A 19,518-nucleotide genomic window follows, 5' to 3' on the forward strand; every position below is an offset into this window, starting at 1 on the left:
TTATCAAAATCAACATGCGTAGAATATTTGTGATAGGTTCTGCCATAGCCCTTATACTTGCTTTGGCACTTTCATTATTTGTCAGCCACTGGTGGTGGGTATTGTTTGGTCTGTTTGTACTATTAACATTGCAGGGCTATTATGATATGGCGCAAAAGCGACATTCCATAATGAGAACCTTCCCCCTGGTGGGGCGCTTAAGGTACTGGATGGAAGATATACGTCCCAAAATCTATCAGTATTTTGTAGAATCTGATACAGATGGCAAACCCATTAACCGTATTGACCGTTCCAGTATTTATCAAAGAGCAAAACTGGAGACCGATACCATGCCTTTTGGGACGCAGCTGGATGTGTATGCGGAAGGATATGAGTGGATCATGCATTCTATTAATCCCAAAGACTTTAATAAACTGGATACCAGCCCGCGGGTGACTTTTGGCAATAAAGACTGCTTAAAGCCTTATGACGGCAGCATTTTTAATGTCTCTGCGATGAGCTACGGATCACTTAGCTCCAATGCCATTGAAGCGCTGAATGGCGGAGCCAAGATCGGCAATTTTGCTCATAACACCGGGGAAGGAGGCATCAGCCCTTTCCATTTAAAACATGGCGGCGATTTAATCTGGCAGATAGGAACGGGTTATTTTGGCTGCAGAAATGATGACGGTACTTTTTCAAGGGAGCTTTTTCAGGAAAAATCCAATTATGAGAGCGTCAGAATGATTGAGCTGAAAGTCTCTCAGGGAGCAAAACCTGGACATGGCGGTATTCTGCCGGCCTCAAAAAATACCCCGGAAATCGCGAAAATCCGCCATATTAAGCCGGGTACTGTAGTGGCCTCACCGCCATTCCACTCCGCCTTTAATACCCCCCGGGAAATGGTGCTCTTTTTAAAGGAGCTAAGAGATTTATCCGGCGGCAAGCCGGTCGGATTTAAATTATGTATAGGCAGAAAAAGTGAATTCATTGCCATTTGTAAGGCCATGATTGAACTGGATATATATCCTGACTTTATAACCGTGGATGGAGCCGAAGGCGGCACAGGGGCTGCTCCGCAGGAATTCTCCAATTATGTAGGTGTGCCCCTTTTGGACGGATTGGCCTTTGTTGACAATGTATTGACGGGTCTGGACATACGACATCATATTAAGCTGATTGCCTCCGGTAAGATTCTTTCCGGCTTTCATATTGTCAGAGCCATCGCACTGGGTGCGGATGCCTGTAATTCTGCCAGGGCCATGATGATGGCGCTGGGTTGTATCCAGGCTTTGCTGTGCAATACCAACAAATGTCCGACCGGCGTGGCCACTCAGGATCCTGCCTTGGTCGTTGGCCTGGATGTCAATGATAAAAAATACAGAGTGGCTAATTACCATAAAAGTATGCTCAAGACTTTTGTTGAGCTGATAGGAGCCTGCGGGATTGATCACTATAAGCAACTGACACGCTCTCATATATACAGAAGGGTCTTCTTAAATGAAATGCGTTCCTTTGCAGAAATCTATCCGCTGGTACCCAAAGGTTCCATGCTCAGAGGAGAGATTCCGGAAAAATACATAGCTGATTTTAAAAATGCACAGATGGATAGCTGGGTATAGTGAATGGCAGCAGGACCGAAAGCTATTATAAAATAATAAATGGGATAAGACCAGCCGGCCGGTGCCGGTCCTGTCTTATCCCATTTTTAGATCTATATCAGGAAAATTAGAAAACTGCTGCTATGATGTTATCTTAACGGATGCGCAAATGCAAAAACAGATAACAACCAGACCGACTTTTGTAAAATGTATTTTTTACCAGCCGTTGGAAAAATCTTTATTCAGCCTTTCGTATTGTTCCGGTTTCTCCAAGCGCCAGTTTTTATTGTATTTTACATAAAAACTCAGCCAGAAACTTCTGGAAACACGCATAAAATAAGGCTGGAAAATAATCAGTAAAATGGCATTTACCCCGAACCACCAGAATATATTATTGTCATTAATGTCGAAAGAAATTCCGAAAAATACCTTCCAGGCAATAAAAGTAGCCACAGAGAATGCAACGGTTAATGCATAGGCCACATAGCTGGTTCCGTAATAAAATCCTACTTCTAATTCAGTGGGCTGTCCGCAGACTGAACATTTTTCGTTCATACGCATGAACTTACTATTCTTTAAAGCGTATGTATTATTTGTCTCAAACAGATCCCCTCTACGGCATCTTGGACATTTACACTTAAGCGCACTGATGAAGTAATTGGGCGCTTTGTCTTCTCCTGCTGGATGTTGATGATCCGCTTCCATAGTACTTTTAGATTTTGTTCTGCAAAATTACCAAATTAAAGGATTCCGTACATGATTTAATGTCAAAAAAAGACATTTTTGTCTTTTTTTAAGAAACGACTAGTTGTTCACTTTGCAACAATAATGGCAGGTTTGCGCAATAACATTTACTTTTGCCTACTGATTACATGAACTACAGACTGATAACCATAGAAGGAAACATCGGAGCGGGTAAGACGACTTTGTCTACACTGCTGGCCAAGCAGTTAGATGCCCGTTTGGTATTGGAAGAGTTTTCCGACAACCCGTTTTTACCTAAATTTTATGCCGATCCCGATCGTTATGGTTTTCCCCTGGAGCTTTTCTTTATGGCAGAGAGATTCAAGCAGTTAAATGCATTACTGGAACCTGATATGTTCCATCAGGTAACCGTCTCTGATTATCTTTTCATTAAGTGCCTGTTATTTGCCAAAGTCACCCTGGCGGAACAGGAGTACCAATTATATAAAAGATTATTTGATATTATTCATCAGCAACTCATTTATCCGGACATCCTTATTTACCTGCAGGCCCCGGTGGCTAAACTACAGTCCAATATCCATAAAAGGAACCGCAGTTATGAACAGCAGATCCCGGATGAATATTTGAACTCCATTCAGCAGTCTTATTTAAGTTATATTCAGCAAAGAAGTGGCATTACCCTGATGGTGGATGCCTCCAATGCTAATTTTCTGGAAGATCCAAGGCACTTACAGGTGATTTTGGAGGCACTCGAAAAGGATTATACCCAGGGAATACACCGACTTAGTCTTCCCTAAATTATTGATAGCAATACTAATTATATGGCAAACAACACGTCGTCTGGCGGATTTTTCCAAAAAAACCCCGTACTTAAAAACCGGGAATTTATCTGTTTTCTTATTTTCCGCTTTGGAATCTATTTTGCACTTAATCTGCAATCCACGGCCATTTACTATTGGGTATACCATTTAACGGGCAGCAACCTTAAAATGGGATTAATCGGCCTTGCGGAAGTCATTCCCGCCATCGTTTTTTCTATGTTTTCCGGTCATTTTGTGGATCTGCATGAAAAAAAGAAAATGCTGCTGACTTGCCTGATCGGCTATGTATTTTTAGGAGGCGGTTTGTTTTTCCTTTCCACCGGGTTCTCTTTAAACAGGCTGGGTCTGGACTGGACGCTGAACCTCATTTTTGCCCTGATATTTTTTGGCGGAGTGCTCAGAGCCTTTATCAGTCCTGCGGCCTTTGCCCTTTTAGGACAGCTTACACCCAGAGAACATTATCCGAATGCGACCAGCTGGAGCTCCATGGCTTTTAAAGTGGGTTCCGTGGTAGGACCCCTTTCCTTTGGTGCTATTAATGCCATTATGGGCCTTATGTCCGGCAATCCCGTGGATATGGTCCGGACTTCCGGCAGCGTAACGGCCATTGAGGGCGTAACGGGCTCCATGTTTTTGATTTTTGCCATGGAAGCACTGCTATTGATTCCGGTGTGTATCATTAAGGCCAAACCCATTCTTAAAAAGGCCAAAGAGCCGGTGATGCAAAGTTTGTCGCTGGGCGTTAAGTTTATAATGAAAACACCCGCACTGCTGGGTGCGCAGGCGCTGGACATGTTTACCGTATTATTCGGGGGGGCCGTTGCATTACTGCCGGCCTTTGTAGAGATTCACCGGATGACGGAAACGGAATACGGTTTTTTACGGGCAGCTCCGGGAATAGGTTCCATTCTTACTTTGATATTGCTGGCCTATCTGCCCTTAAATACCAATCCAGGTAAAAAACTGCTGTGGTGTTGTGCGGGATTTGGACTCTCTATCATTGTATTTGGTTTCTCCAGGGATATTTATCTGGCCTCTGTGGCACTGATTGCATCAGGCATGTTTGACGCTGTAAGTGTGGTGGTCAGGGGTACCATTTTGCAGTTGGTAACACCTGATGAAATGAGAGGCCGCGTCGCAGCAGTGAATACGATGTTTGTCAGTTCATCCAATGAACTGGGAGATTTTGAAAGCGGGGTGATGGCACACTGGCTGGGTACTATCCGGGCGATTATCGTCGGCGGATGCCTGACACTGGGCGTCGTCGGTCTAATCTCAGCCCGGGCAAAAGAACTCAGGCGCTTTGATTATAAAAAATATTCTTAGGTTATGGGGGTTTTCCATTAACCGGGTTATAAATGTAAACCTGTAATATAAGCTGATTGGCTTATAATACAACAGATATAAAAGTTTGACCCTTAATTTTAAGATTAAGAAGGCCCGGGCAAAATACCCGGGCCTTCTTAGCGTTATTAATTACGAATCAATATTATTTGGTATTTTTATTTATAGACAGAAACTAAATTATCCTGCTCCAGTGACTCAAAAGACCCCCCAAAGCTCCAAGGCGACATCCCGGCAACTTTCGGTGATTTTTGTTTTTATGTTCAGTATCCTGCCGGGTTTGATAGGCATCTGGGGATCCGCCTGCGCCCAGACAGGCAAACAGGTGAGTTACAAAGGGGTGGTGGTAAGTCAGGCACATGAGCCCCTTGAAAATACGTATATCTCTATCGTCGGACAGCAGACCGGAACCCATAGCAATGCTTCGGGCGTCTTTGATCTGGAGATTCCGGCACAGGTCCCCGTCAGGGTTCAGTTTAAGGCGCCGGGATATGTTACAATAGAAAAAGTCGTCTTCAGAGATCAGGTTTCCGAAAGCCTGGATACCGTTATGCTTACACAGGCGAAGTCTTCTTTGGAAGACGTAACGGTTACTGCCGACAAAAAAAGGGAAGAGGCGGGGCTGATAGCCGTAGATGCAAATCAGGCAAGGGTCAACCCTTCGGCCGTGGGCGGCATTGAAGGGCTGCTGAAAACTTTTGTCGGCAGCAATAATGAACTGACCTCTCAGTACGCTGTCAGAGGCGGTAACTATGATGAGAACCTGGTCTATGTAAATGGTTTTGAAATTTACAGGCCCTTTCTGGTCAGTTCCGGACAGCAGGAGGGGCTGAGCTTTATCAATGCTGACCTGACGGAAAATGTACGGTTTTATACGGGCGGATTTCAGGCCAAATACGGCGATAAGCTGAGCTCGGTTCTGGATGTGGCCTATCAGAATCCCGAGCGAGGTGGCGGGTCTGCCTATCTGAGCCTGCTGGAGCAGGGGCTGAGCCTGAAAGGTATTTCTGATAATAAGAAGTTCTCCTATTTAATAGGGTTACGCAATAAGACCAACCGCAATGTGGTAAAGAGTCAGGCAACCACCGGCAATTATATTCCCTCATCCGCTGATCTGCAAGGATTATTTGTATACCGGTTCAGCCCTAAGTTTCGTATGGAGCTGTTGGGTGATTATAATAAAACGAAATTTTTATTTTATCCTGAGCAGACTAAACTGACGGCCAGCGTCTTCTCTCCCTACTATGTAGCGAATTATGGGGTAAATATCGATTTTGAGGGAAGTGAAAAGGATAAGTACAGTACCGGCTTTGCCGGTCTGACGGCAGTTGTAAATCCCAATGACCATACGGAGCTTAAATTTATGGCCAGTTATTATCAGGATAAGGAAAAGCAGGAGCAGGATATTACGGGAGCCTATGAGTTCGGAGAGCGGGACGAAAACGGCAATATAATCGATGACCCGGATAATCTGTTGGGGGTCGGTGTCAATCAGAGCTATGCCAGAAATAATCTCCGTATCCAGGTAATGAGTCTGCAGCACCAGGGAAGCCTGAAACAAGGGGTACATTTTATCCAGTGGGGGGCCGCCTTGCAAAGACAGGAAATTGACAGCCGGATCAATCAGTGGAATTACAGTGATTCAGCCGGTTATAGCCTTCCGGTTGGCGGAGATCAGCTGCAGCTCAGTCAGTATATGCGTAGCCGGGATCAGTTTGCCATTCAGCGGATATCCGGTTACCTGCAGGATAACCTGCGTCTGGGGCATAAAAGCGATTATACCCTCCAGTACGGGGTCAGGGCTAATTACAATGATTTAAATCAGGAGCTGTTAATTTCTCCAAGAGCCGGATTTTCCTTTAAACCGGGTGGCTGGAAAAGGGATGTGATATTCAAAGCCTCTGCCGGCATGTACCAGCAACCGGCTTTTTACAGAGAAATGGTGACCCTGGATGGCAGCCTGAACAAAGCTATAAAAGCGCAAAAGAGTATGCAGGGCGTCATCGGCCTGGATTATCAGATGCAATTATTTAACCGGCCGGCAAGAATCACTTCAGAGCTGTATTATAAACATCTCTATGACGTGATTCCTTATGATATCGATAATGTCCGGATTCAGTATTATGGTCAAAATAACGCCAAGGCCTATGTCTTTGGATGGGAGAGCCGTCTTTTTACCCAGTTTGTAAAAGGCGCTGACAGTTGGCTGAGCCTGGGTGTTATGCAGGCAAGGGAAAAAATTGACGGACTCAGCTATCAGAACTATTACAATCAGCTGGGAGAATTAATTACAGCCGCTAGTGAAGATAAGGTGGCGACTGACTCCACCACGCAAAGTGTCGGCTGGCTTAGACGGCCCTCAGACCGGCTGATTACTTTTGGTATGTTTTTCCAGGATTATTTATCGACCAATAAGAATGTCAAAGTTTATCTGAATACCATTTACGGGACGAATCTGCCCTTTAATATCCCGGGGAGCACCCGTTACCGTAATGCGCTTGAGATTCCTGCTTATTTAAGAATGGATATTGGCTTTAGCGCGCTTTTGCTGGATGGCAGCAAACAGCGTAAAAAACATGCGCCTTTTAAGGGCGTAAAAGATATCTGGGCCAGCTTTGAAATCTTTAATCTTATCAACCGGGATAATACGATCAGCTATATGCTGCTGAAGGATTTTAATAATGATACTTATGCGTTGCCCAACCGCCTGACTCCGAGGCTGGTTAATTTTAAAATAGCGGTAGACTGGTAAGCGGGAAATCATGAGTTGATGCAACTCTTTATTGAACGTCCATCGGAATGCCTTTAAAGATATAGCCTTTCTGTGTAAAATAGGCTAAGGTAGCCGGCAGGGCTGCCTGCATCCTTTCCCAGGCCTTTGTGCTGTCATGAAATACGATAATAGAGCCGGGTTGGCTGTATTTTTGAACGTTGCGGATACATTTTTCTGCTGTGATATGAATGTCAAAATCACCACTTAACAGATCCCACATCACAACACGCGTTTCCGGCATGGCTGCCAGCAGAGCATTTTGTTGTTTGCTGCGCATTCTGCCATAGGGAGGCCTGAATAAGGGGGAGTCAATCAGCTTTGCTGCTTTGCGGATATCATCAATATAATCCTCGGTGGAAGATTTCCATCCGTTCAGATGGTTGAAACTATGGTTGCCCACACTATGGCCATCTGAAAGTATCTGCTGATAGATCGCCGGATATTGCTGCACATTTTTACCCAGACAGAAAAAAGTGGCTTTTGCATTAAAGGCTTTTAGTGTTTTTAAAGCAAAGGGAGTCGCCTCGGGATGCGGTCCGTCATCAAAACTCAGGTAAAGCACCTTTTTGTTTTCTCCGGCAAAGACGGCCGGAAGCTTCCAGAGTCTGCCGGGATAAAAAAGCTTAAATAGAAAATTGGACTTTATCAGGTACAAGGAAATTGTTTTAGTCGGTTATTTTAAATACAACGAACAGGCTGCTGTAAAATTAAAGCTTAATCCTTAAATGAAAAAAAGAGCCCTTAAAGGGCAACAGTAAATTAAAAAGCAAGGGCCATTTCGGCCCTGTTACCGGGATGGCCCTTGCTGATGGTGTAAGTCCCCCGGAACTAAGGGACGCTTGAATGTATAGGTTTATTCCACTTCCAGGACGATAACCGCATCGGGGTCTGCGGCACTTACCGGAGGTGTGTGAAAGCTCAGGGTGCCATTGTTTAACTGAACACTAACCGGTGTCTTATCCTTTAAGAGGTAGGCCGAGCGGATTTTCTTATGCGGGAAATCTGCCAGCGTTACGGGCGACGGCTCAGTATGTAGCACATGCAAAAATACTTTGCCTGCTTTTTGGGTAATGCCACCCCACTTTTGCAGTCCTATATAACCGCCTCTGGTGCCATAAATGCTCTGGCCATAGGTTTTTATCCAGGTGCCCATACTGTCAAGCGCCTGATTGAAAGGTTCTGAGAACAGGCCGTTTGGCATGGGGCCGATGTTCATCAGCAAATTCGCATTACTGCAGGCAGCACCGGAGAGCAGGCGGACAAACTCCGCCAGGGTTTTATAGTGATCGTCTTTGAGGGTAAAACCCCAGGAGTCATTTAATGTGGCACAGGTCTCCAGCGGCAGCGGGGAGACTTTCTGGAAACTCAGCCCGTGGGCATTCTGCCCTGGAATATCTCTTTCAAACATCTGAAAGTCTTCGCCCGGAATCGGGGTCATGTGATGGTTATTGCCTACCAGGCAGTCTGGTTGTAACTGGTGGATCAGCGTGTACAGCTCCTGTATATGCCAGTCTACAAAAGTAGTATCCTTACGGTCCTTGCTTTCTTCCGGCATCTGATCCCAGTAGCCGTCAAACCAGATACCGCTGACTTTGCCATAATGAGTCAGTAGTTCGGTCAGCTGGTTTTTCATAAACTGAATATAATCCTGCCAGTTACCTTTTTCTGTTCTGCCGGTTCCTTTTCCGGTTCTTCCGGTCCAGTATGAATAATCACTGCGGCGCCAGTCCAGCAGTGAGTAATAGAAGAATATTTTAAGCCCCTGTTTATGACACTCATCGGCAATTTCTTTGACGATGTCTTGGTGATAAGGGGTATGCATGATATTAAAGTCGGAATATTTTGTATCCCACATGCTGAAGCCGTCATGATGGCGTGTCACTAAAGTGATATAAGTCATGCCGGCGGCCTTGGCCCTGGCCACCCAGTCATGGGCATTGAAGGCAACGGGATTAAAAAATCCTTCCAGTTTATCATAATCCTTGATGGGGATATTTTGCTGGTTCATCACCCATTCTCCATCACCCAGGATGCTGTAAAGCCCCCAGTGGATAAACATGCCAAACTTGTTGTCCTGAAACCAGTTTCTGGCCTCCAGATTGGACTGAGCCGGTGTATAGGGTTTAAACTGTGCAAATCCTGTTGAGCAAAAAAGCCCCGAGATCATTATAAGGAGTATCAAAAATTTTTTCATGGTGGATTAGATCTTTATTGACTAATAAGGATAAAACTATTCTTTATTAAAGAATACACAAATATAATTTGTTTTGAAATATATTTGTTTCCAGGCGGCATCTATTGTAAAGTGGATTTTGGCGGTTACGGCCATGAAAACGCGAAAAACAACCGGCAACTATCTTTTGGAAACGCTAAAGAATATTTTTTCAAAAATGAATAATTGAATGTACACTTAACCTTTACCCGATTTAAAGGAAAAGGAGTCAATAGTAAACCTGCAGAGGGTTCGCTAATTTACTGGCTTTTAAATATTTGACAAATTTTTCCTTATCAGCTACCTACTTTGCGCTTATTGCATTAATTCGACTTTCTTGCGTTTTTTAGTTTTAACGAACTTGTTTATCCAAAGCCATACACCGGTTACCGGTAGAGATGCCAAAAAAATAATGCCGATCCACTGGATAATTTTGGACCAGTTCCCCCAAATTACGCCTGTATGTATGTCATAATTCATGGCGGCTATCCTGTCACCTGTTTTGAGGTTTTCTGAACTGGTGACCGAGGTTACGGCTGTTCCCTGATTATTAAAATAATACCACTTGAAATGGCCTGTCCTGCCTTTGTTCAGTCGCACCTGAATATTAAGCCTGTGTTGCTGGATTTGTGAGATGCGGATGGACATCATATCTGCCTGGGGATGGGATGCCAGGCAAAATGCAAGGGCGTTGTCAAGGGGGATTGTATAAGGCTGCGGGATTAATTTCTGATGTATGGGCGTTTCTGAAGGACGGTTATGACCTAAACTATTTAATATGCTGGTATAGGACGATTTAAAAGCGGGAAATGCAAAAACGAATCCGGTAATACACATGATCAGACCTAAAAGGAGGCTATAAATACCCAGTACATTATGTATATCGTATAATCTCCTTTTCCAATGTACCTTTCTGAAGGGCCAGAGGCTTGCTTTCAGTTGCTTTTTTTGTAGTTTTTTGGGAAACCACAAGAATAGCCCGGAAATAAGCAGCAGAATAAAAGTCGTCACTGCTGTGCCTATCACCGGACGCCCGTAAGTGTCCCCTAGTAAAAGGTTGCGATGGAGATCCAGAATAACCTGAAAGAACTCGGTTTTGGCATTTTCCTTATAAATTACCTTGCCCGTGAAGGGATCAAGATAAATTCGCCAATAGTATTTATAATACCGGCTGAAGCCTAATTGCTGCCTGTCGATGGACTGTGCTCTGAAAACCCAACTTCTCCCTTTGGCCGGATAAAGATCTACCCGGGTGATCTGTTGCCCGGGATCAAGGACCGTTCGAGCGGAGTCCATTAGTTGACTTAACGGCAGCGGATGCTCATTTGAATGGGTACTTTGCAGCAAAAAACGCTCCGGGTATATCCTCAACTTTAGCGGTTCATAAAAACTATATACCAGGCCGGACATACAGATAACAAAAATGATCAGACCTGCAATCAGGCCCAACCATTTGTGTAATTGGAATATTCTTTTTCTTATCTTTTTATCCATTAAAAATCATAAGTCAGATTAAGTGCAGCATTAAGACCCGGTCCGCGAAAATAGTTGTCGTTATTTGCGTAATATTGGCTTACTACTGTATAATAGGTTTTATTCAACAGGTTTTCGATTCCAAGACCCACCTGCAGTCGCTTATTTACTTTATAGGCTGCGGTAAGGTTGAATAAGTCGATGGAGGAGACCGGGCCTTCATTTAAATTATAAGCTCCCTTGGCATTTTTCTCAAAACGGTTTCTGTTGCCCGAATGATTCCAGAACAGGCGTACAGACCATGACGCACCCGGGGTGAAGTCCAGATAGCCGGTAGCAATCGGAGGGGCTATTCTTGCTCCGTTCAGGTAGTTTTTACTGCCGTCGTCATTTTTAGACTTTCCTTCCGTATAGGCATAAGAACCCCCGAATTTCCAAATATCGGAAGGCTTGATATCAATAGAGACCTCAAAGCCTTTGATGTTTTCCGGTAAGCGCTGAGGGGCAAAATAGCCTCCTACATCCACCAGTTCTACACCGAGTTTTGAAGTACTGATAAAATAGGCGCCCGTAAAAGTGAAGATACCTGCCTGGCTGGAAAATCCTGCTTCGTAATTGTTTGTAATGATGGGATCGGTCTTCAGGCTGTCCAGATCGTTTTTGGTGGCTCTGCGGACAATTCTGCCGAGCTCATTAATAGCAAATCCCTGGGAGAAACTGACAAAGGGGTTAAATGCTTTATACTTGTTATACCGTAGCCCTGCGTTATAGGTCATACCCTTATACGGTATTTTGCCCCCGTTGACAAAAATACTCCCCTCGCCGTCCGGACCTTTTGCAATGGTATTGAAATCCTTAATGGTGACACGTGCATTTTCATAACGCATCCCTGCTTTGAAAACAAGGGATTGTATAATGTCCCATTTAAATTGAGCATAAGGGGCAATATTGATCATTTTCATATTAGGAATGTATATCCTTCCATCTACGAGATCCTGGTTAGTGATGTCGCTGAGCGCATCTAGTCCGTAGGTCAGTTCTGCAAGCCTGCCGTCAATGGCAAATGGGGTGTTCAGATTGATACGCAGTCCCTTTTTTCTGGAATTGATTTTGGTCTGTCCGGGGCCATACCAGGCTGTGGCACTGGCTACGTACCGGTTCATTGAACGAAATGAGTTCAGATAGGCTGTAACATCCAGAGTTGTTGTGCCAAATAATTCGTTTTTAGTATAAGTAAGCCTTGCATTATGGTTAAAAGGTGTGCCGGCCGGCTTTCCGGGATCCTCACCCGGGATGCCAATAGCCGGTGTATTGCCATAAAGACCTGACTGGGTAATATATTTGGCGTGAGATGTACTGGAATAAAAATTATAGAAGCCGGTTATAGAGGAACTTTTACTAATCTGGTAACCCAGTTTGGCAAATAAATTATACTGATAACTGTTGGATAGCGCGTCGGTCTGGCCCAGCACTTCACCTTTTCCATCCCTTTGAACGCCAGTGTATTCCATAGTGGCACTCGTAACGTAATTCCATTTACCCATTTTACCAGAAAATCGTTGTGAGGCGCGGTAGCCCGTGGTGCCTTCCGGGTGGACAGGGTTTAAGGTGCCCCGTATCACTGTGTGGCTATTCAGACTACCTGTGTCATTGTCAGCCTTTTTGGTAATATAATTGATAATACCTCCGGCAGAACCGTTGCCATAAATAGACGTTGCGCCTTTAATAACCTCTATACGGTCTATGACCGCAGGATCGATGCTGCGGATGTCCCGTTGTCCATTCATAAGGGGGGTGGATTGGGGAATGCCGTCCACCAGGACAAGTACGGATCTGCCGCGCAGCGTTTGTCCTGCATTAGTAGCCTTGTTACTGGAAGGTGCAAGTCCTGGAACGCTATTGCCGAGTATAGAAGCCAGGTTTGTGGTAATCTGCGCCTGCGTCTCAATGTCTTTTCGGGTAAGGATCGTAACGGAGGAGGGGACCGTTGAGATATTTTCCGCTCGTCTTCCAGCAGTCACGATAATGTCCTGCAAGTTGTCATCGGCTTCTTCCAGCCGGACCCTGACTATCGGACTAACTGTGTCTGCATGGATCTCGGTGCTATAGACCTTGTATCCCAATGCTTTCACTTTCAGACTGATAAGATCTTTTGTGAGGCTTGGTGTTTTATAATTGCCCTTGCCATCGGTGAAACCGGATAGTTTATTATTGATATAAACGGAAGCTTCTGATATCGGAGCATTTTTTAAATCCTGAACGTGGAGGATTACCTGCTTTTGCACTTGAGCCGCTGCCGGTTGGAGTAGAAATAGAACGGTTAAAACCAAGCTGAAAATTTGTAAAGATTTGTTTAATCGTGGAATCATTTCCCTTAAAATTTGATGTAATGGAGCGCAAAGGTATTAAGGGGCAGTACAATCCGTATTACGATTTCGGGAAAAAAGTTCTATAATTTATTCCGAACAAAAGTTCGTGAAAGTAAAGGGAAATACTCTTTTTCTGTTATTATATCCATCCTTTCTCAATAGCGAGGGAAACGAGTTCGATCATACTTTTTACCCCGGTTTTACGAAGGATGTTTTTACGGTGGGTTGCCACTGTCTGCGGGCTGATAAAAAGTTGTTGAGAAATTTCAAGGGTAGTCTTACTTTTTGCAAGGAGCCTGATGATATCGATTTCCCGAGCGCTAATCGTGATTTGTTCAATATTAATTTCCTCTGGCAGCTCATGTAGGAATTTCTTTCGGCAGTTGGCGATGGCCAGGTTCAGCGTGATTAAAAGATGATCTTTGTCAAAGGGCTTGGTGACATACGCAAAAGGGGAAGCCAGTTCCGCCTCCTTCATTGTCTGCAGATCGTTGTACGCTGTCAAAAATACCACCGGAGTATTGGGATCCACGTACGTTCTGACGAAGCTGATTCCTGTGATTTTATCTTTCAGGTTGATATCGCAGATGATCGATGTATATAGTTCTGAATGTACCAGTGTAATGGCGTCATCTGGGTTTAAGGCTATATCACAATCATATCCGTTATTATCCAGATGCATTTTAATGCCGTGCGCAATGATAGATTCATCCTCTACAATAAGTATTTTACAGGCCATTTGTTTTGTTTTGATTGGAGAATAACAGGCTGATCTCTGCCTGCTCAGATCGACTTAAATCTAATACGCCTTTGAGTTCTTTTACCAGAAATTTAATCAGATTGACACCTATTGTTTCATTGTCAGGCTTATCATCGGGAGGCAAGCAGGACGCTTTAAATCCTGGTCCATTATCTTTATACACAAACAGAACACCCGTTTCATGTTCAATAAGTTGTAGGGTGATTTCAGGTTCAGATACTTCTTTAAAGGCATGTTTCAATGAATTGGTGATCAGTTCATTAAGGATGAGCCCCAGATAGGTGAGTTTCTCCACACTGTATTTAACTTGGGACAGCAAAGGGCGCAAACGGATTTTTTTGCCGGAAAACGCAATGATTTCTGCCGCAAGTTGTGCTAGGAAATGATCTATTCTGATTTCTTCCTTTTCTTCCGTATTGGTCAGGATATCATGAATTCTGGATACTGTAAAAATTCTGCTTTGTAACAGTTTAAGTTTACTTTTGGCGCTGGGGCTGGAGCTGCTTAAATCCTGAATGTCTATCAGACTGGTGATAATTTGCAGGTTGTTTTTGACCCTGTGATTGAGTTCCCGCATCAAAAACGTAATGTTTTCCTTCTGTTTTTCGGAAAGTTCCAAAGACTGATTCAACTCCTGATTGATTTTCTGTAAAGCCTGAGTCCGGTCAGTAACCATTCGGAGAAGCTTTTTATTGACTTGTTTTTGCTGGTAATTTCTATATTGAAAAACAGCAATTAAGATCAAAAGTAATAAAGCTCCTGCCAGTATTTTAAACCAGAGGCTGCGATACCATGGCCCTTTGATTAGGACGTAAAGTGAAGTGGCAGGCCCCCACACGCCGTCATTATTCGTACTACGAACTTTAAATACGTATGAACCAGGGTCCAGATTGGTATAGGTAGTCGTTCTGAATTCGGTCTCGCTGCGCCAGTCTCTGTCAAAGCCCTCTAGCATGAATTGATAAAGGTTCTTTGCAGACCAAAGATAATTGAGTGCCGTATATTCAAAACTGATTACATTCTGGTCATGGGCAAGAACCAGTGATTTTATGTAAGGAAGGTTTTTACCCAGAGATTTGCCAAAAACCTGAACATCTTCAATTACGGTATTGCCAACCTTTGTATTGGTAAAAATAGAGGAGGGATTAAATATATTAAATCCATCCATTCCCCCGAAATACAGGTTGCCCTCTTGGTCCTGATAAGCGGCCTTCCCGTTGAATTCATTGTTCTGCAGGCCATCGGTTTGTGTATAATTCCTGAAATGTTTTGTTACCGGATCAAACTGAGATAAACCATAGTTGGTAGAACACCAGATATTACCCTGTTGGTCGCTGAGTACGCCATAAATAAAGTCATTGGGTAATCCGGAGGATTTGGTATAAGATGAGATGCTGTCGGTTTTACTATCGATTCGATTTAGGCCTTTGGCAGTGCCGACCCAGATATTGCCGGCCGGATCCTGGGTTATGCCAAAGACACGCTTATTGGACAAGCCTCCAAATTTTTTTACGGAACTGCCATGAATACGATAGATGCCTTCATCGCTGCCAATCCAGATATTGTGCATCCGGTCCTGATAACTGGTTCTGGATCTGATTAAAATGTTTTTGGCGATGGCAAGCTTTATTACCTTATAATTATTCAGGTCCAATTCAAAAATGCCGTTAGACCAGGTGTGGATCCATATGTGGTCCAGATCGATTGGCGTTATCTGAATGACATCTTTATCACCTATAGGGACGGTAATCTGGTCAAACCGATCTTTGTTAGTGTTATATTTTACCAGACCCTGTCCAAATCCGCCACCCCAGATTTGTCCTCTGGCATCTCTGGCCAGTGTATATTCCAGACAGCCACTGGGATAATATGTATACTTTTTGCTTTTCAAATCGTAGCTGGCAAAGCCGAATTCTGTGGCCATCCACAACAGGTCATCCACACGAAGGAAATTGAAAATGCTGATAAAATCAGTTCTTGGAGCATTGGCTGCCTTGATCCTTAAAGGGGTGAATTTTTTGAACTTTGGGTGATAATAAAAAACACCACGGCCATTGGTGCCCATCCAGATTCCTCCCTGGGTATCTTTTCGGACTTTGGATACTTCGGCGGAGAGCGTATTTTTTTGTAAGTCCTGAAAGACCACTTTTGTTAGCTGACCGTCCTGATTGAGTATATATCCGTGATTAGTAGCCGCCAGAAAAGCAGTTTTTTTTGCCACCTGTTCAGAGTCATTTCCCGCTAAAGCGACTGCCCAGTCCTGGATGGAAGTGATCTCTGGCAGATTTTCATTCTGGAACGCCGGAAGAAGTTTGTAACTCTTAGGATCGAACCAGTATAAGTTGCGTTCTGTAGATATCAGGTACCTTGAAGAAAAAAGATATACGCTGTTGATGGTTGAATGTTCTAATTGCACAAAGGCATGATCTGTGTGTATTCTTTTTGTTGAGATATCCAGGATCATTGGGCCATGGTTATTAGTGCCGATAATAAATAGCTCAGGACTTAGGGGACAGGCGGAGGTGATATAGTCATTTTTAGCAGCTTTAGGTAAAGGAAGAATGGTGAATTTTTTACTGCCTCTGTCAAACAGAAGGCAGTTGCCATTGGTACCCAGTAATAAAAATCGACTGTTGACCGGACACAACAGGTTGGTGTATCTGGTGTAAGGGTGCAGGCTGAAATCGAGCTGGTCTAAAAAATTAATGAATTTGTTCTCTTTGGGCAGATAAGCGACCAGTGAATGAGAATCGGTTGCCAGCCAAAGTGTGTCATTGGCAAAGTAAAGCCCCCGGATATGGTCGTCTATTAATGCGCCTGGACCCTCGGATGCCATATAAGTTTTCATGGTATAGGCGTTAAAACGGTTCAGGCCATTTTCCGTGCCGATCCACAGGTAACCGAGGTTGTCAATTCCCAGTGATAAGGCATTGAGTTGTGAGAGTCCCTGTTCCTGTCCATAGGTGAATACCGTCAAAGTATCCGTTTTAATGAATTGCGCTTTCGGATTTGAGCTGTGAAAAATAAAAAAAAGCAGTATAAAGGTTGAAAAATTGCGCATCGCTCTGGCATTTCGATAAAGATAACAAAATGCCAGAAGTCTAAAATACCCTTTGAAGGGTATTTTTTGGGAAAGACGATTGGCTAACTTGCACCCATAAATAAGGAGATACCAGTATAAAAAAGGGCTGCAACCAAATCAAACTGCAAAGTATGCATCACCTTACATGGAATGAATTCACCTAGATGCCTGCCATTTCAAAAAAACGGCGCTCAGATGCGTAGCATCAAAAGCGCCGGTATCTCCAAGGTTGCCGCGAGGGCATCCTTATGTTTTTTAAGTGCTAAACTGGTTTTACTTGACGTTCACAGTTATTGTGTTAGCCAGTGCGCCGCCGTAAGAGCGGTGGATGGCGTCACCAAACTGCAGGGTCAGGGTGTGTTTACCTGGTGTCAGGTTAACGGTCGCTTCCGTCTGACCACCACCATAATGAATATGTGTGCTATCGTCCGGAATAACAGTTCCGCTTGGGATAGAATCGCCACTGTCTATGAGCAGGTGGTGATGTCCTATACCTTCAGCAATCTGGCCGTCCGGTGATTTTTTGGCAACCGTCATATTATCTACGCCAAACTCAAGTTTTAAAGGAGAAGAGACGGTCTGACCATCTTTTACATTTTTAAAATAGACCTTGGCTCCAGCCGGAATTGCTGGTAACGGAGCTACCTGTTCCGGTGTGCTCATATCCATTTGATGTTCTGTAGTCGCTGTGGTGTCTGTATTGGCTTTTTGTTCCGTACCGGAATTACAGGCTACCATTGCAACCAATAAAAAGGCAGGGATGACAAATAACTTGCGCATAAGTATTTATGTTTTAAGATTAAAAAAATGTCACTGAACGTTAAAGGTAAGCCAGCCTGTAAAGATTTCAAAACGAAATCCTCGCTTAGTTTCTTATTTTTGAAGCCAATAATAGATAATTAACGTGTCCTTATCAATACCAGACGGCCTGATAGAGTCCCTGGAAGGGAGTGAGGGTTTTCATAAAGAGGCATTTATCGATGCCCATGAAAACCAGATCCCTAATACCTCTATCCGGTATAATCCTTTAAAACTAGGCAGCTATAAAGGTTCACTGCCCGCGGCTGCACAAAGAATTCCCTGGAATCCTTATGGCTACTATTTGGAGAAAAGGCCTTCTTTTACCCATGATCCTCTGTTTCACGGTGGGCTTTATTATGTCCAGGAGCCGGGCAGCCAGTTTCTCTGGGAAGCTTTAAGACAAACGGCGGATCCCGGCCAGCGCGTAAAAGTGCTGGATCTGTGTGCCGCACCGGGTGGAAAATCGACTTTACTGGCGTCTTATTTTAAAAACGGTTTGATTGTCTCCAATGAGATCATGAAAAACCGGGCCGCCGTACTCACGGAGAATGTCACTAAGTGGGGTACGGGTAATGTGGTCGTCAGTTGCAATGATCCCAGCCATTTTCAAAGACTCCAAGGTTATTTTGATGTGATAGTGGTAGATGCGCCCTGCAGCGGCAGCGGTCTTTTAAGAAAGGATCAGGTAGCCGTAGAGCAGTGGACCGAGCAGCTTGTTGAGCTATGTAGTAAAAGGCAACAGCAGATACTCTCAGATGTATTACCGGCGCTAAAACAGGGCGGGCTGTTGATTTATTCCACCTGTTCTTATTCCAGACAGGAAGATGAGGATATAATGGATTTTCTGAGCACTTCCATGCAGCTTGAAAATATTATACTGAAAGACCTGCCTAAAGGCATTGCAGCCGTCTCGGGTAAACTAAAAGGACCCGGGGGCAAAACGCCGGTCGGCTATAAGTTTTTCCCCGATCAGGTCAGAAGTGAAGGCTTTTTTATCAGCCTTTTTAAAAAAACGACCGGCGAGCTGCCCAGCTACGGATATGGTGAAACCGTACCAGCCATAGCCGCTAAAGAGCAGGCACTTTTAAAAGAATGGATGAAGCCGCACCTGGATGTATATTATTTTAAACAGGCAGCAGACATTTTGGCCATTGAAAATAAATGGATGGCAGACCTCGGGGTATTGCAAAAAAATCTATTTTTGAAAAAGGCCGGTGTCGCAATCGGACAGATAAAGGGCAAGGGGCTTGTGCCTGCTCATGATCTGGCGGTCAGTCTCTGGGTAAATCCCGCTATAGCTGGCTTTGAGATGGATAGGGCACAAAGTTTGCAATACCTGAAAAGCCAACCTCCTGACCTGGAAACAGAGGGTGTCCTTACCGGATGGTATTTAGCCCTTTATGAAGGCATAGGTCTAGGCTGGATGAAGATCCTGCCCGGTCGGGTGAATAATTATTATCCCAGGAATTGGCGGATTCTGAAGGATTAAAGCATTGAGCACGATGCGATTAAAAGATTAACATTTTTTCTCATAGAAATTAGGCAATTTTAAAGCCGCTAACACAAGATTATTTAGAAAAGAAAATCGTTGATAAAGT

At 44.1% G+C, this 19,518-nt stretch carries 13 protein-coding genes; 5 read left to right on the plus strand and 8 right to left on the minus strand.

The window, feature by feature from the left end; genetic code table 11:
- Positions 1–14 precede the first annotated feature (14 nt).
- Positions 15–1,601 (plus strand): FMN-binding glutamate synthase family protein, encoded by a 1,587-nt coding sequence (locus BLU80_RS07085; RefSeq protein ID WP_091395683.1) that lies wholly within the window; start codon positions 15–17, stop codon positions 1,599–1,601.
- Between the two features lie 195 nt (positions 1,602–1,796).
- Here BLU80_RS07085 and BLU80_RS07090 read toward each other — a convergent pair whose 3' ends face one another.
- Positions 1,797–2,285, minus strand: coding sequence for a DUF983 domain-containing protein (locus tag BLU80_RS07090; protein WP_139188102.1), 489 nt, complete (start codon positions 2,283–2,285; stop codon positions 1,797–1,799).
- A 167-nt stretch (positions 2,286–2,452) separates the two neighbouring features.
- On the opposite strand from BLU80_RS07090, the gene BLU80_RS07095 reads away from it, so the two are divergent.
- The 3 genes from BLU80_RS07095 (at position 2,453) to BLU80_RS07105 (ending at position 7,202) form a co-directional block, all read left to right on the plus strand.
- A complete protein-coding gene (locus BLU80_RS07095; RefSeq protein ID WP_091395688.1) occupies positions 2,453–3,082 on the plus strand; it encodes a deoxynucleoside kinase in 630 nt (209 codons plus the stop codon).
- Between the two features lie 24 nt (positions 3,083–3,106).
- Complete coding sequence (locus tag BLU80_RS07100; protein WP_091395691.1) at positions 3,107–4,432, plus strand: MFS transporter; 1,326 nt, start codon at positions 3,107–3,109, stop codon at positions 4,430–4,432.
- A gap of 211 nt (positions 4,433–4,643) precedes the next feature.
- On the plus strand, positions 4,644–7,202 hold the full coding sequence (locus tag BLU80_RS07105; protein ID WP_139188103.1) for a TonB-dependent receptor: 2,559 nt from the start codon (positions 4,644–4,646) through the stop codon (positions 7,200–7,202).
- A 28-nt stretch (positions 7,203–7,230) separates the two neighbouring features.
- Here the strand turns inward: BLU80_RS07105 and BLU80_RS07110 are convergent, their stop codons facing one another.
- The 7 genes from BLU80_RS07110 to BLU80_RS07140 form a co-directional block, all read right to left on the minus strand.
- Positions 7,231–7,878: a polysaccharide deacetylase family protein gene (locus BLU80_RS07110; protein ID WP_091395698.1), complete on the minus strand. Its 648-nt coding sequence runs from the start codon at positions 7,876–7,878 to the stop codon at positions 7,231–7,233.
- A gap of 198 nt (positions 7,879–8,076) precedes the next feature.
- Complete coding sequence (locus BLU80_RS07115) at positions 8,077–9,417, minus strand: alpha-L-fucosidase (protein WP_091395701.1); 1,341 nt, start codon at positions 9,415–9,417, stop codon at positions 8,077–8,079.
- Positions 9,418–9,750: 333 nt separating this feature from the next.
- Positions 9,751–10,929, minus strand: coding sequence for a PepSY-associated TM helix domain-containing protein (locus tag BLU80_RS07120; protein ID WP_091395704.1), 1,179 nt, complete (start codon positions 10,927–10,929; stop codon positions 9,751–9,753).
- Positions 10,929–13,277, minus strand: a complete 2,349-nt coding sequence (locus tag BLU80_RS07125) for a TonB-dependent receptor (RefSeq protein ID WP_091395707.1) — start codon at positions 13,275–13,277, stop codon at positions 10,929–10,931. Before BLU80_RS07125 ends, BLU80_RS07120 begins: the two co-directional genes overlap by 1 nt.
- A gap of 139 nt (positions 13,278–13,416) precedes the next feature.
- Positions 13,417–14,016 (minus strand): response regulator transcription factor, encoded by a 600-nt coding sequence (locus tag BLU80_RS07130; protein WP_091395710.1) that lies wholly within the window; start codon positions 14,014–14,016, stop codon positions 13,417–13,419.
- Complete coding sequence (locus BLU80_RS07135; RefSeq protein ID WP_170831173.1) at positions 14,006–17,014, minus strand: ligand-binding sensor domain-containing protein; 3,009 nt, start codon at positions 17,012–17,014, stop codon at positions 14,006–14,008. The genes BLU80_RS07130 and BLU80_RS07135 overlap by 11 nt, the downstream gene beginning before the upstream one ends.
- A 378-nt stretch (positions 17,015–17,392) precedes the next feature.
- On the minus strand, positions 17,393–17,899 hold the full coding sequence (locus BLU80_RS07140; RefSeq protein ID WP_211481786.1) for a DUF4399 domain-containing protein: 507 nt from the start codon (positions 17,897–17,899) through the stop codon (positions 17,393–17,395).
- A 124-nt stretch (positions 17,900–18,023) separates the two neighbouring features.
- Between BLU80_RS07140 and BLU80_RS07145 the strand changes: the two genes are divergently transcribed.
- A complete protein-coding gene (locus BLU80_RS07145) occupies positions 18,024–19,409 on the plus strand; it encodes a methyltransferase RsmF C-terminal domain-like protein (protein WP_091395718.1) in 1,386 nt (461 codons plus the stop codon).
- Positions 19,410–19,518 lie beyond the last annotated feature (109 nt).

It is taken from the genome of Arachidicoccus rhizosphaerae, assembly GCF_900107765.1.
GTDB classification, from domain to species: domain Bacteria; phylum Bacteroidota; class Bacteroidia; order Chitinophagales; family Chitinophagaceae; genus Arachidicoccus; species Arachidicoccus rhizosphaerae.

Bases quoted from the DNA above. Each gene is read 5' to 3' on its own strand.
- BLU80_RS07085 (WP_091395683.1), top strand. From the start codon at position 15: ATGCGTAGAATATTTGTGATAGGTTCTGCCATAGCCCTTATACTTGCT.
- BLU80_RS07090 (WP_139188102.1), bottom strand. From the start codon at position 2,285: ATGGAAGCGGATCATCAACATCCAGCAGGAGAAGACAAAGCGCCCAAT.
- BLU80_RS07095 (WP_091395688.1), top strand. From the start codon at position 2,453: ATGAACTACAGACTGATAACCATAGAAGGAAACATCGGAGCGGGTAAG.
- BLU80_RS07100 (WP_091395691.1), top strand. From the start codon at position 3,107: ATGGCAAACAACACGTCGTCTGGCGGATTTTTCCAAAAAAACCCCGTA.
- BLU80_RS07115 (WP_091395701.1), bottom strand. From the start codon at position 9,417: ATGAAAAAATTTTTGATACTCCTTATAATGATCTCGGGGCTTTTTTGC.
- BLU80_RS07120 (WP_091395704.1), bottom strand. From the start codon at position 10,929: ATGGATAAAAAGATAAGAAAAAGAATATTCCAATTACACAAATGGTTG.
- BLU80_RS07125 (WP_091395707.1), bottom strand. From the start codon at position 13,277: ATGATTCCACGATTAAACAAATCTTTACAAATTTTCAGCTTGGTTTTA.
- BLU80_RS07130 (WP_091395710.1), bottom strand. From the start codon at position 14,016: ATGGCCTGTAAAATACTTATTGTAGAGGATGAATCTATCATTGCGCAC.
- BLU80_RS07140 (WP_211481786.1), bottom strand. From the start codon at position 17,899: ATGCGCAAGTTATTTGTCATCCCTGCCTTTTTATTGGTTGCAATGGTA.